The organism is Rhodopila sp. (assembly GCF_965276935.1).
Taxonomy (GTDB): domain Bacteria; phylum Pseudomonadota; class Alphaproteobacteria; order Acetobacterales; family Acetobacteraceae; genus Rhodopila.
In genome coordinates, this window is record NZ_CBDIBS010000004.1 from 98,322 (window position 1) to 110,828 (window position 12,507).

Sequence of the window (12,507 nt, forward strand, 5' to 3'; positions counted from 1 at the left end):
GTCTGCGCGACCGGTCCCGGCGGCTCAAGACCTGCCGCGCCCGGCCCTTGGCCGACCCGCCCCGGACCATCCGTGCGACCGCATAACGCCACACCTGTCAGCCGCGCGGCACCAGCAACCCCAGAATAAGCGTCAGCAGCGTGGACAGAACCAGGAAACCCGCCATGCCCGCCAGCCCAGCCGAGAACGAGCCGGTGGCGTCCCTCAGCCAGCCGACCACCGCCGGGCCGACAAAGCCGCCCAGCGTGCCGATCGAGTTGATGAACGCCAAGCCGCCGGCCGCCGCGATGCCGGTCAGGAAGCGCGCCGGGATCGCCCAGAAGATCGCCCGCGCGGCGGTGATCCCGATCAGCGCGACGGTCAGCCAGAGGAAGGACAGCCAGCCGACACCGAACGAGATAGAGAGCAACAACCCGGCCGCCCCCAGGCCGCAGGTCAGCGCCAAATGCGCCACCCGCCGGCCACTGCGGTCAACGTAGCCCGCCCAGACCAGCATCAGGACGGCGGCAATGACGTACGGCACGGCCGAAACGAAACCGACCGTCAGGTTGGAACGGATGGCGGTCTTGATGATCTGCGGCAGCCAGATGCCGATGCCGTATGATCCGGTGGTGAAACCGAACTGGATCAACGCCAGCAACAGCACCCGCGGGTCCTTCAGCGCGACCCAGAAATGCGCGACCTCGTGGTGTCGCGGCTCGGAGGCAATCCGATCCTCGATGGCGATGCGTTCCTCCGGCGTCAGCCAAGCCGCCACCGCCGGCCGATCGGCCAGCACCCACAGCATGGCGCAGCCCAGCAGCGCGGCGGGCAGGCCTTCAATGATGAACATCCACTGCCAACCCGACAGGCCGCCGAACCGGTCCAGCCCCAGCAGCGCCCCGGACAGCGGCCCGCCGATGATGGACGAAACCGGCACGCCCAGCAGCAAGATCGCCAGCATCCGGGTGCGCTTCTCCGCGGGAAACCATTGCGACATCAGGAAAGCGACGCCCGGAAAGAACCCTGCCTCGGTCAGCCCTAGCAGAACACGCAGGACAAAGAAGCTGCGCCACCCCACGATCAGCGCGCAGCCCGCGGCAACTAGGCCCCAGGTGATCATGATCCGCGCCAGCCATCGCCTGCCGCCGAAGCGGTACAAGGCGAGGTTGCTGGGAATCTCGAACAGGCAGTAGCCGACGGACAGAATGCCCGCGCCGAAGCCGAACTGCGCCGGGGTCAGTCCGATCTCCCGGTTCATCTGCAGCGCCGCGAAGCCGATGTTGCTGCGGTCCAGATAGTTCAGAATATAGCCGATTGTCAGGATCGGCATCAGCCGCCAAGTGATCTTGCGGCACGCCGCGGCCTCAATCTCATTCACCCCCATGCTCAGTGCGGCTTTGCCAGCGGACCGGCGAGCCGCAATGGCGTCCCTTGCGCATAGGCGACGATCTGCTGGAAGGCTTCGCTGAAATACAGCTCGAAATTGTCCCACTCCGCCCAGCCCAGGTGTGGCGTGCACACGACGTTGGGCATCGCCAGGAACGGATGGTTGCCGCCGGTGACAGGCTCCTGCTCATAGACATCCACCGCGGCATAGCCTGGCCGCCCCGCGCGCAGCGCGGCCAGCAGCGCGCCGGCCTGGATCAGTTCGGCACGCGCGGTGTTGACCAGCAGCGCCGTCGGCTTCATCCGCGCCAGATCGTCCGGTCCGACAATGCCTTTGGTGTCCGGGCGAAGCCGAGCATGCAACGACAGCACGTCGGAGCGGGCGAACAGGTCGGCCTGGCTGGCGGCGAAATCGTAGCCGGCCGCGGCGGCTTTCGCCGCTGATGTCGCGTGCCCCCAGGCGAGAATGCGCATGCCCATCCCGGCCCCGGCACGCGCCACCAGCGATCCGATCGTACCCAGCCCAAAAATCCCAAGCGTGCTGCCAGACAATCGATACGACAGCGTGCTCGGCCAGCCGCCCCGGCGCATCTGTTCCGCCTCCAGTACGATATTGCGGCGGGCGGCGAGCATCAGCGCGATGGTCAGTTCCGCCGGCGCCACGGGCGCGCTGCTGAGCCCGGTCGAGACCAGCACACCATGATCTGCACAAGCAGCGTAATCGATCGTCGTCGCGGCGCGTCCGACCAGCGCGATCAGCCGCAGGTTGGGCAACCGCTCGATCAGTGCCCGCGAGAAGTCCACCCGTTCCCGGATGGCAACGACGACTTCGGCGGGATGCAGCCGCTCGACAAGCTGGTCCGCATCGGCCGCCGGTTCCCGGTAGCGCACCACGTCGTGGCCGGACAGCAGGGAGAAACAGGCCAGGCGGTCGACGATGTCCTGGTAGTCGTCGGGGATGACGATCTTCATGGCGTCGGACAAATCGTCATGCCATGTGATCCCGCAGCAGGCGTCCCCATCCGCTGATTGGCGCATGGTAGCCGGCCAGGCGAAGCACTGCCCAAAGGCTGACCTGATTGGTTGCCAGCACCGGCTTGCCGATGGCCGATTCCAGCCGGCCGACGATCCCCAGGGTCAGCCAGTTGCCGCAGGCGAGCATGACCGCCTCGGCCTCCGGCTGGTCCACCGCCAGCCCCTGCTCATACGCCGTCTGTTCCGATAGAGCACCGATCTCGAGATTGCTGACAAGACCCATCGCGCGATGTGCCAGGACCTTGAATCCGCTGGCTTCGATGAAGGCGGCGGCCATCGCGTTGACCGGCTCGCTCCAGGGCGCGGCGATCGCCAGGCGCTGCACGCGCATCACGGTCAGGGCCTGGATCAGCGCGGTGGAGGCGGTCGTGGCCTTGCGGCCGGATGCCGCCTCGATCCGGCCGATCAGTTCCTTGTCGTAGCCAAGCCCGTTGCGCGAACTCGGCGCCGTCGCCGCCAGCACGATCGCATCCACATTGGCGTCCGCCAGCTTGCGGCTTTCGCCCTCGATATCCTCGACGACGCGGGCCGTCGCGTCGGCCGCCACCTCGCGCAGCGGCAGGCGGGCCACGTGCAGCGTGATCCCATCCGGCAGCATCCGGGTGAACTCCAGCTCCTGGGTGGTGTTGGACGACGGCAGCAGCAGCCCGATCCGGCGACGGTCCTGGTTCGGCCGCATGACGCCTGCTCCCCCCTCTGTTATTGCGCCTGATTGTTTCAAACGGTTCGGCCTGTGTCAAACCGGCGACAGCCGCTGTTCATCCCGCGCCGATCCGATACCATGCCTGACGATGGCGGAACCCGAGGACAGCGAGGCGGCGGCCGGCGCGCGATCGTTGCGCAAGGTTCGGACCGAGGACACCGGCTGGCGACGCACGCTGTGGGCCATGGTCGGCATCCAGTTCGTGATGACCGCCTCGATCAGCTTTCTCAGCCCGATCATCCCCCTGATGCTGCCGGGACTGGGGGTGCGGACGTCTCAGGGCGTCGACATCTGGGCCGGCGTCATCACTGGTTCGACATCGTTCGTGGCGGCCTTTGCTTCGCCGGTGTGGGGCCGCGTGGCGGACCGGTATGGCCGCAAGCTGTCGCTGCTGCGGTCCAGCCTGGCGATCAGCATCTTCACCGTCGTGATGGGCTTCGCCACCAACGTGTGGTGGTTCTTCGGCGCCCGCGCGGTGATGGGCGCCTTCGCCGGGTTTTCCTCCGCCGCCATCGCCCTGGTCGCCAGCCAGGTGCCGGAGCGGCGGCTGGGCTACGCGCTCGGCTGGCTGAGCACCGGCCAGCTTGTCGGATCATTGTTCGGTCCGGTGATCGGCGGCATCCTGGCCGATGCCACCGGCAGCTACCGCACGCCCTTCTTCTGCACCGGCGCGATTACCTTGATCGCCTTGACCCTGGTCTGGGCCGTGGTGCATGAGGACTTCACCCCACCCAGGACGGCCGGCAAGGCGAAATCCAGGTTCTCCAGCCTGCGAATACTGACCGGATCGACCGGGCTGGTGGCACTTTTCCTGGTGCTGCTGATGGCGCAGTTCAGCGTCCGTACGGTGCAGCCTGTGGTGACCCTGTTCGTGCAGCAGTTGGTCGGCTCGCCGCCGCAGATCGCCACCCTGTCCGGGATCGCCTTCTCCATCACCGGGCTAGCAGACCTGGTGTCCTCGCCGTTCCTCGGCAAGCGCAGCGACATCATCGGCTATCGCAAGGTGCTGCTGATCTGCCTGCTGGGCGCCACGTTGACCAGCGCGCCGCAGATCTTCGTCGGCAGCTACTGGGCCTTCGTGGCGGAGAGGTTCGCGGTCGGCCTGTTCATCGGCGGCATCCTGCCGACCGCCAACGCCCTGATCGGCCGCAGCGTGCCGCGCGAAAACCGCGGCACGGTCTTCGGCATGACCGCGTCGGCGACGTTCCTCGGCAATTCGCTGGGTCCGCTGACCGGCGGGACGGTCGCGGCGGAGCTGGGCATCCGATGGGTCTTTGTGGTCACCACCCTGCTGCTGGCGATCAATCTGGTCTGGGTCTGGTTTACCGTGGCGGAGTTGCGCGACGAGCCATGATCAGGCCGCCAGCAGGCCGATCCGGTCATCCTCCAGCACCGCGCAGGTCAGCTTGCCGCCCAGGCCGGCACCGGTGTCCAGCCCGATCCGGTTCGGCGTGATCGAGACCGACGGCCCGGAGGCGTGCCCGTGCACGACAACGACGCCAAGATCCTGCTCGGTCGACAGGAAAGGCTGGCGGATCGTCAGCAGGTCATCGCGCGCCTGATCCGCCAGCCGGACACCGGGTCTGATCCCGGCATGGACGAACAGGTAATCGCCTTCGCGATGCGTCAGGGACAGCCGCCGCAGCCAGGCCACATGATCGGCCGGCAGCGCCGCCGGCCAATCCTGCCGCGGCAGATCCGGGTCCAGGCCCCAGCTTGCCAGTGCCGCCTTGCCGCCGGCCCACAGCCAGTCGGTCGCGGCGGCACGGTCGCCGTCCAGGGCGTCGAGCAGCATCCGCTCATGATCGCCCAGCAGGTTTACCGTGGGCAGGTTGGCGACGGGATCGCCCGCGGCAAGCGTCCGCACGACGCCGGCGCTGTCCGGTCCCTGGTTGATATAGTCGCCCAGATGCACCAGCACGGCCGACCGCGCCGGACGAGCGGACAGGTCGTCGGCGATCAACCGGTGCAACGCCGCCAGCGCCTCGCGGCAGCCATGGATGTCGCCGATCGCATAGGCGCGCCGGCCCTGCGGCATCCATCCCGGTGCCCGGACGAAGCGGATGGCGGCGGCGGACGCGGCGGCTCCGCCTGGCGTCTCGAAGGTCGCGATGGCGGCGGCTTGCAACGCCGCGCGAACCGCCGGCCGGCGTCCCGGCCGCCTCATGCGAGGCTCGCCCTGTTTCTTCTTTCGTGCAGCCTGCTAACCTGCGTTCGCCCTAGCAACCGGAGGAAACCCGTGGCCAAAATCACTTTCCCTGTCGAAGCGACCCACATCATGATGTTCGCGCGCGCGGTGGGCGACACCAATCCGGTGTATCACGATGCCGCCGCGGCGAAAGATACCGAAACCGGCGGCATCATCGCCCCACCCAGCTTCGCCCAGGCGGTGGCGCAATTCGACCCGGACTACCATCTGCGCCCGAAGCCCGGTCAGCCCTGGTTCGGTTCGGCCAAGACACCCAGCGGCGTCGAGGGAAAGCCCTCGTCCTCCGGCGGCCTGCACGCGGAGCAGCACTACGAGTATCACCGCCACCTCCGCCCCGGCGATGTGCTGACGGTGGAGACCATGCCGGGCAAGACCTGGGAAAAGGAAAGCAAACGCGCCGGCAAGCTGACCTTCCGCGAGCGCATCACGGAGTATCGCGACCAGCACGGCGAACTGGTGATCACCGCGCGCGGCGTCGGCGTGACCACCGAGCGTCCGGTGGATCAAGGTTAAGGGGGAGAACGACAATGGCACTGAAGGCATCCGCCCTGAAGGTCGGCGACACCCACAGCGAGCGCGTGGTGGAAAACCTGTCTCGCACGCAGATCGTCCAGTACGCCGGCGTGTCGGGCGACTACAACCCGCTGCATACGGACGAGGTCTATACGACCCAGGTCGCCGGCTACCCCAGCGTCTTCGCGCACGGCATGCTGACCATGGGCCTGACTGGAAAAATGCTGACCCGTTATGTCGGCGATGGCCGGCTGACGAAGTTCGGCGTGCGGTTCACCAACCAGGTGTGGCCTGGGGATACGCTGGACACCAAGGCAACGGTAACTGGGTTGCGGGAAGAAAACGGCCAGCATCTCGCTGACCTGACGCTGTCCACGACGAACCAGGATGGCAAGGAAGTGGTTGCCGGATCGGCGACCGCCCGGATCGATCCATAGCTGGTTGCAGGCGGCCGCGACTTATGTCGCGGCCGTTGCGCAGGGCATTGATGCCCGAGGGCGCAGCCGACTTCCTGATTGGCCAACCGACACATGAACACGGCGCAACAGAGGCAATGGAGGCACGCCCCCGTTCCTCTGCAGCCCGATGGCGATCTTGACCGTGTCGCGCGGCAGAGACGGCATTGACGAAGCCCCGGGGCAGAGGATGCCTTTACCCGGGATGTCGATCCATGCTCTCGCCGCCCTCGCGATGGCCGCGGGCTGCATGCGGGTCGCGTGTGATTTTATTCGCCGGGAACGTCGTCAGCAGGCTTTTACGCGCGACAACGGGGCAGGAATCGTTCTTGTTTAACTACAAAGCCGTCAGATCCGTAAACGTCATGCTGCGCTGTTCCGCCCTGCTTTTGATGCTTGTGTCCTTGGCTGGCTGTGCCGGTGGTTTGGGTCAGACGTTCATGGTGCGGTTCGTGCCGTTCTCCCCAACGCCCGATGCGCAGGGGCAGGCCACTGTTCAGGCGGCAATTGCCTTAGCCAAAGCCAATCCACTATCGGCGGTAACCATCGACGGGTTCCAGCGTGGGCAATACTCCGACCAGTTCGATACGATCCGACAGGAGCGTGTTCGGGTCGTGCTGTCCATGTTGGTTAAAGGCGGCATCAGCCGCGTACGGATCGACATCCTGGGTAAAGGCCTTGCCTACCCCAAGGGTTCGCCGATGCCGTCTCTGCCGCCCGACACGGTCAAGATCGCCATCGGGTTGTAGCGGAACGACGCGGCGCGGCCCCATGCCACCGCTTCTGATAATCTAAAGCGTGATCGCCGGAGGCCGACCCAGTCAGAAGGCGTGAATCACGCGATCAAGCAATGAGTTAAAGCGCGATGGATGAATCAACTAAATCAATCGCGCTTTCAGGTCGCAGGCAGTGATGACCCGATTGCAATTTCAGCGCGACCCGACGGCAGACTACGATAGCATCAAGGCTTAGCGGGGTTGGTCCGGGTAGCAAGCCATCCGTAGCGGGTTCCGAAAGTCAACGACATATGCGACATCCATTGACCGCGTACAGGCTCAAGGACTTCCCCAAGCGTAACGGGGGAATACTCGCTGTTGGCGACCTGCGAGTGTTTGCACAACGATCCCCTGACGACCAAGAAGGCCAGGGGGAATGTATCGATGGGGAAGCGCCCGCGGCGCGACGTCTGCAAAACCATAAGCCGGCTGCTTGGCATGACCGCTCTCGCGCTCATCTGCGTGCCAGCTCGGGCGCAACAAAACGCCTCCGGCACGACGCCGGCGCCGTCAATCACATTGCCGCCCATCACCATCATTGGCGCATCGCCCCTGCTCGGCTCCGGCGTCGACCGCGACACGGTGCCGGCGGAAACCAACGTGCTGAAGCGTGATGACCTCACACGCGGCGGAACCACCACGCCGGACGCGGTCCGCGCGCTGAACGAGCAAGTCGGCGGGGTCAACCTGGACGAGGCATCCGGCAACCCGTTTCAGCCGACGTTGCTTTATCACGGGTACCAGGCCTCGGCGCTGCAGGGCACCCCGCAGGGCCTCGCTGCCTATGTCAACGGCGTCCGCTTCAACCAGGCCTTTGGCGATACGGTCAATTTTGATCTGCTGCCCAGCCTGGCAATCGACGCGATGAACCTGGAGGGGTCGAACCCGGTGTTCGGCCTGAATGCCCTCGGCGGCGCGCTGAATGTGCAGCTCAAGAACGGCTTTACCTACCACGGCGGCGAAATAACCATCCACGGCGGTTCATTCACCACGTTCGGCGCCGATTTCCAGTATGGCCGGCAGAGCGGCAATACATCGATGTACGTCGCGGCAAGCGGCTTGCACCAGGATGGATCGCGCGATCAGCAAGCCTCCGACCTGGAGAATTTCTACGGCGACATTGGCTGGCGCGGCACCACGGGCGAACTGCATTTCAACGTCTTGTTGGCCAACTCGGCGCTGAACGGTCCGGGCACGTCGCCGGTGGAACTGCTGGCCGCCGACCCACGCGCCCAGTTCACCGCGCCAAACCTTATCAGCAACAAATTCATTCAGACGAGCCTGTCTGGCAACGTGGACATCACCGCAACGGTGTCGCTCCAGGCTGTCACCTACTACAATAATTTTCTCCAGCGTGTGTCGAATGGCAACGCGCCAAATGACACGCCCTGCAACGACGGCTCGGGCCTGCTGTGCGCCCGTTCCGGCCCCAGTACGACGCTTGGCGGCGCCACCGTCCCGGCTTTCCTCGGTCCCGACCCGCTGTTCTATTCAACGCTGGACACCCAGACAACGAATACCAACGGCTACGGCGCCTCCTTCCAGGCAACCGATACACAGACCGTGTTCGGATTTAACAACCACCTCGTCGGCGGCATCAGCTTCGATGGCGCGCAAACCACGTTCACCGCCGCCTCCACGATTGGCGGCATCATTCCTGAGTCGCGGGCGTTTATCGGGCCGGGCGTGATCATCGACGAGCCCGGCATCGACGCGCCGGTCAGGGTCGGCATCAGCGACGCCAATTATGGCGCGTTTGTCGCCGACACGTTGGACCTGACCGATCGCTTGACGCTGACCGCGTCGAGCCGGTTTAACCTCGCCCAGATCAACCTGAATGATCGGAACGGCGGGGACCTGTCCGGCAACCACGCCTATCAGCGTTTTAATCCGGCAGCCGGTGTGGCCTATAGGGTAACCCCCTGGTTGACAGCCTACGGCGGCTATGCGGAAGCGAACCGCGCCCCCACGCCAGCCGAACTGTCGTGCGCTGGCCCAACCAATTCGTGCAGCCTGGCCAACTTCTTCGTTGGCGACCCCAACCTCAAGCAGGTCGTCGCTCATACGACGGAGGTCGGCTTGCGCGGCACTGTGGCGATCCGCGACAGTGAGCGCCTGAGCTACAATCTCGGGTTTTACCGCAGCAATCTTGATGACGACATTGTCTTCGTCAACAGCGTGGCGCTGAACCGCGCGTTCTTCACCAATGTGGGCCAGACGCGCCGGCAGGGGATGGACGCCAGTATCCAGTTTAAGACGCCGCGCTGGTCGGCCTATCTCGCCTATAGCTATACCGATGCGACCTACCAGAGCGGCTTTGTGGAAGCCGCCGGCGACAATCCAGCCGCTGATGCCAGCGGCAACATCGCCATCCGCCCTGGAAACCGGCTGCCGGGTGTCCCGGCGCATCAAGGCAAACTAGGCTTGACCTATCACCTCACCGACCAATGGACGCTCGGCGTCTTCGCCATCGCGCAGAGCGGGCAGTATCTGTTCGGCGATCAGGCCAACCTGACGCCAAAGCTGCCCGGCTTCGTCACGCTGAACCTGAGCACCAGCTACCAGTTCACGCCGCACATTCAGTTGTTCGCATCGGCCGAGAATGTCACCAATGCGAAATATTATACCTACGGCACATTCTCACCCACCACAGCGGTATTTCTTGCCCCGGCACCGAACGCGACCAATCCGCGAGCCTATAGTCCGGCGACGCCGGTCGGCGCCTTTGGTGGCTTGCGCATCTCGTTCTGACGATCATGCGAGTTTTGCCGATCGGACATGCTGCATCGAGGCTATTCAATGGGGTGTCGCTGGTACACGACGGATCATCCCGACGCTTGGTTACTGGCGGAGGAACCCGCGCAGCAGCGCAGGTCCAAGGCTGTCTCATTGTTCGCGAATGTTGCGATCCATCGCTGACCACCGCGAACTTGCCCGTTGCGCAAGGACTAAACCCGAGGCCGCTGTTCATCCCGGCCATCGATGCGATGTTGACGATGTGGCCGGCTTCGCCGTGAGTGCGGATGCAAGACCCCATGCGGGTGGGAGTGGTGGCCGGTTGCGGGATCGGGACTGCCGCGACAAGTCACAACGGCGTATAGATCGCGAGCTTTAGCGCGGGATCGTCATTAGCCTGAAACGTCGCATACTGGAAGCGCAGCAAGCCCTTTTCGGGATGGCTCAGAAGTTTCTGGCCGGACGCGACGCCGCGGATGTCGTGCGCTCCCCACCAGGTCGTGAACTCGGGGCTGCCCTGCCACAGGCGCGCCAACAGATCGAGAAACGCCGGATCGTGCGCCCAGAGGTCATAGGTCGTGCGGAACTGGGCAACCATGCGCCGCGCCTCGTCGGCCCACGTCGCGCCGAACAGGCGGCGTGCGTCGGGATCGGTCAGCATATAGATCAGGATGTTGCGATCCGCCTCGGCCGCTCCGCTGAACGCGGGGAAGATGTCGGCCGCGGCCGCGTTCCACGCCAGGATGTCCCACCGACGGCCGGTGACATAAGCTGGCTGATTGAGGCTCTCGACCAGGCGCCGGATCGCCTCGGGCACGCTCTCGCGGACGAATGGTCGGCGGCCGGTATTGCGCGCCAGCGCCCGCAGATGGGCATGCTCCACCTTGCCAAGTCGCAACGCGCGCGCCAGCGCATCGATTGTGGTGACGGACGGGCTGATCGCACGCCCCTGTTCCAGCCGGATGTACCAGTCGACGCCGATGCCGGCGAGTTCGGCCACTTCTTCCCGTCGCAGTCCAGGTGTCCGGCGCCTTCGGCCGCCAGGCAGCCCGATTGCCTTCGGGCTCAGTTTCTGTCGCCGAGATCGAAGGAAGTCACCAAACTCGCTTCGGCCCGGATCCGACATGAGCTTTGCCCTTTGTGCTAGGGAGGGATCATCCGATCCCAGGATAATACCAGGCCTTGATGGAAGCGGAAAGCCTGCAAGGATGCGCTGGTCAGAAGGGGTGGGACGAACATGAAAGCGGCGGTTTTGAAGGCGTTCGGATCGCCACTCTCGATCGAGACCTTGCCCGACCCGATCCTGGGTACCGGAGAGGTCATCGTCGATGTCGTGGCGGCCGCTGTCCTGCCTTATGCGAACGAGGTCTTCAGCGGCGAGCGGAAATACCTGCTCACCCTGCCGGTGGTGCCGGGGTGCGGCGCGGTCGGCCGGGTCCACGCCATAGGGCCGGACGCGACGCGTCTCGTTGTCGGCGATTGGGTCTCCTGTGATCCGACCGTGCGGTCGCGCGACGATGCGCTAGCGCCGGACATAACGCTGCAAGGCTGGAGCGCGCGCGGCGAAGGTGGCTTGCGCCTGCAGAAACATTTTCACCACGGCTCCTTCGCCGAACGAATGCGTGTCCCAACCGAGAACGCGATTCCGATCGGCCTGATCGATCCGGCGGAGGCGGGGCGGTGGTGCGCGCTGAACCTGCTGCTCGTGCCATACGGTGGTCTTCTCGCGGCGAACCTGCAGGCGGGAGAAACAATCCTGGTCAGCGGTGCCACCGGGAACTTCGGCAGCGCGGCGGTCGCCGTCGCCCTCGCGATGGGCGCCGGCTGCGTCGTGGCACCCGGCCGGAACGAGACGATGCTGGAGGACCTGGTGCGCCGTTTTGGTCATCGCGTGCGGACGGTGAAGCTCACCGGCGACGAGGCGGAGGATCGTGAGCGGATGAAGCAAGCGGCACCGGGCCCGATCGACTGCGTAATCGACCTGCTGCCACCCTTCGCCGGGACAAAGGCGATGCGGGCCGCCGCGATGACGGTGCGGCAGTTCGGCAGGGTCGTGCTGATGGGCGGCGTCGGCATGCTGGGGGGCGACGATCTCGCGCTGCCATACCCATGGATCATGCGGAACTGCATCACCATTATCGGCCAGTGGATGTATCCGCCCGAGGCCAACATCCGCCTGGCCAGGCTCGTCCGGTCCGGACTACTGGATTTAGGCAACTGGGACATTACGGATTTCGATCTGGACAATGCGAACGAAGCCGTCACGCAGGCTGCCGCCGCTGGCGGTCCCTTCAAGTTGACCGTGATCCGGCCATGACCTTCTCGCCATTCCGCTGCGGCCATGGTCGGATTTCCGTGAACGGGCCTCATGCCGATGCGTTAGAACGGCATGGTCTATTCTCACCGAATGCCGCCATCCGCATTCCTGCTGGTCTTGTTCCTGCCCGTCCTGTTCCTGCTGGGCTGCACCCCGTCATCCGTCCAACCCGAGGCAGCCGACAGCCGGGCGGGGCCTGCCGATCCACCGGCCCAGATAGAACGCGACCAAGCACGCTGGGCGGACCAGGAGGCACAGCGGCGGGTAACCGACGGTGACTATGATGGCGCTGTTCAAGCGCATCGGCAGGCCGAAAAAGACCTGCGGGACGCTGAGCGGCAGCAATCTAGTGGATATAATCTGACGCTTGCATCCGGTTGAGGATTCCTTCGGCA

12 protein-coding genes are annotated in these 12,507 nt (G+C 65.1%); 7 read left to right on the forward strand and 5 right to left on the reverse strand.

Annotated elements, in window-relative coordinates; all coding sequences use genetic code 11:
• Positions 1 to 97: 97 nt before the first annotated feature.
• Genes ACQY4S_RS16840 through ACQY4S_RS16850 form a run of 3 tightly spaced genes read right to left on the reverse strand, consistent with a single transcriptional unit; the run spans position 98 to position 3,082 of the window.
• Positions 98 to 1,360 carry an MFS transporter gene (locus ACQY4S_RS16840; RefSeq protein WP_428486390.1) on the reverse strand — a complete coding sequence of 421 codons (1,263 nt, stop codon included), beginning with the start codon at positions 1,358 to 1,360 and terminating at the stop codon, positions 98 to 100.
• A gap of 8 nt (positions 1,361 to 1,368) precedes the next feature.
• On the reverse strand, positions 1,369 to 2,340 hold the full coding sequence (locus ACQY4S_RS16845) for a D-2-hydroxyacid dehydrogenase family protein (protein WP_428486391.1): 972 nt from the start codon (positions 2,338 to 2,340) through the stop codon (positions 1,369 to 1,371).
• A gap of 16 nt (positions 2,341 to 2,356) precedes the next feature.
• Entirely contained in the window at positions 2,357 to 3,082 is a 726-nt protein-coding gene (locus ACQY4S_RS16850) for a maleate cis-trans isomerase family protein (protein ID WP_428486392.1), read from the reverse strand.
• A 112-nt stretch (positions 3,083 to 3,194) separates the two neighbouring features.
• Here ACQY4S_RS16850 and ACQY4S_RS16855 point away from each other — a divergent pair, with 112 nt between their 5' ends.
• Entirely contained in the window at positions 3,195 to 4,460 is a 1,266-nt protein-coding gene (locus ACQY4S_RS16855; RefSeq protein ID WP_428486393.1) for an MFS transporter, read from the forward strand.
• On the opposite strand, the gene ACQY4S_RS16860 is transcribed toward ACQY4S_RS16855, so the two are convergent.
• On the reverse strand, positions 4,461 to 5,273 hold the full coding sequence (locus tag ACQY4S_RS16860; protein WP_428486394.1) for a metallophosphoesterase: 813 nt from the start codon (positions 5,271 to 5,273) through the stop codon (positions 4,461 to 4,463).
• A gap of 72 nt (positions 5,274 to 5,345) precedes the next feature.
• Between ACQY4S_RS16860 and ACQY4S_RS16865 the strand changes: the two genes are divergently transcribed.
• The 4 genes from ACQY4S_RS16865 to ACQY4S_RS16880 all read left to right on the forward strand — a co-directional run bounded on the left by ACQY4S_RS16865 (position 5,346) and on the right by ACQY4S_RS16880 (position 9,810).
• Positions 5,346 to 5,828 (forward strand): FAS1-like dehydratase domain-containing protein, encoded by a 483-nt coding sequence (locus ACQY4S_RS16865; protein ID WP_428486395.1) that lies wholly within the window; start codon positions 5,346 to 5,348, stop codon positions 5,826 to 5,828.
• 14 nt (positions 5,829 to 5,842) lie between these two features.
• The gene (locus tag ACQY4S_RS16870; protein WP_428486396.1) at positions 5,843 to 6,265 is read left to right on the forward strand and encodes a MaoC/PaaZ C-terminal domain-containing protein; all 423 of its coding nucleotides are present in this window, start codon (positions 5,843 to 5,845) and stop codon (positions 6,263 to 6,265) included.
• A 281-nt stretch (positions 6,266 to 6,546) separates the two neighbouring features.
• Entirely contained in the window at positions 6,547 to 7,032 is a 486-nt protein-coding gene (locus ACQY4S_RS16875) for a hypothetical protein (RefSeq protein ID WP_428486397.1), read from the forward strand.
• Between the two features lie 465 nt (positions 7,033 to 7,497).
• Entirely contained in the window at positions 7,498 to 9,810 is a 2,313-nt protein-coding gene (locus ACQY4S_RS16880; RefSeq protein WP_428486398.1) for a TonB-dependent receptor, read from the forward strand.
• 334 nt (positions 9,811 to 10,144) lie between these two features.
• Here ACQY4S_RS16880 and ACQY4S_RS16885 read toward each other — a convergent pair whose 3' ends face one another.
• A complete protein-coding gene (locus tag ACQY4S_RS16885) occupies positions 10,145 to 10,921 on the reverse strand; it encodes a helix-turn-helix transcriptional regulator (RefSeq protein ID WP_428486399.1) in 777 nt (258 codons plus the stop codon).
• A 111-nt stretch (positions 10,922 to 11,032) separates the two neighbouring features.
• Here ACQY4S_RS16885 and ACQY4S_RS16890 point away from each other — a divergent pair, with 111 nt between their 5' ends.
• Positions 11,033 to 12,112 carry an alcohol dehydrogenase catalytic domain-containing protein gene (locus ACQY4S_RS16890; protein ID WP_428486400.1) on the forward strand — a complete coding sequence of 360 codons (1,080 nt, stop codon included), beginning with the start codon at positions 11,033 to 11,035 and terminating at the stop codon, positions 12,110 to 12,112.
• Positions 12,113 to 12,184: 72 nt separating this feature from the next.
• Positions 12,185 to 12,493, forward strand: a complete 309-nt coding sequence (locus ACQY4S_RS16895) for a hypothetical protein (protein WP_428486401.1) — start codon at positions 12,185 to 12,187, stop codon at positions 12,491 to 12,493.
• Positions 12,494 to 12,507: the final 14 nt, after the last annotated feature.

Bases quoted from the DNA above. Each gene is read 5' to 3' on its own strand.
- ACQY4S_RS16845 (WP_428486391.1), bottom strand. From the start codon at position 2,340: ATGAAGATCGTCATCCCCGACGACTACCAGGACATCGTCGACCGCCTG.
- ACQY4S_RS16850 (WP_428486392.1), bottom strand. From the start codon at position 3,082: ATGCGGCCGAACCAGGACCGTCGCCGGATCGGGCTGCTGCTGCCGTCG.
- ACQY4S_RS16855 (WP_428486393.1), top strand. From the start codon at position 3,195: ATGGCGGAACCCGAGGACAGCGAGGCGGCGGCCGGCGCGCGATCGTTG.
- ACQY4S_RS16860 (WP_428486394.1), bottom strand. From the start codon at position 5,273: ATGAGGCGGCCGGGACGCCGGCCGGCGGTTCGCGCGGCGTTGCAAGCC.
- ACQY4S_RS16870 (WP_428486396.1), top strand. From the start codon at position 5,843: ATGGCACTGAAGGCATCCGCCCTGAAGGTCGGCGACACCCACAGCGAG.
- ACQY4S_RS16880 (WP_428486398.1), top strand. From the start codon at position 7,498: ATGACCGCTCTCGCGCTCATCTGCGTGCCAGCTCGGGCGCAACAAAAC.
- ACQY4S_RS16885 (WP_428486399.1), bottom strand. From the start codon at position 10,921: ATGTCGGATCCGGGCCGAAGCGAGTTTGGTGACTTCCTTCGATCTCGG.
- ACQY4S_RS16890 (WP_428486400.1), top strand. From the start codon at position 11,033: ATGAAAGCGGCGGTTTTGAAGGCGTTCGGATCGCCACTCTCGATCGAG.
- ACQY4S_RS16895 (WP_428486401.1), top strand. From the start codon at position 12,185: ATGGTCTATTCTCACCGAATGCCGCCATCCGCATTCCTGCTGGTCTTG.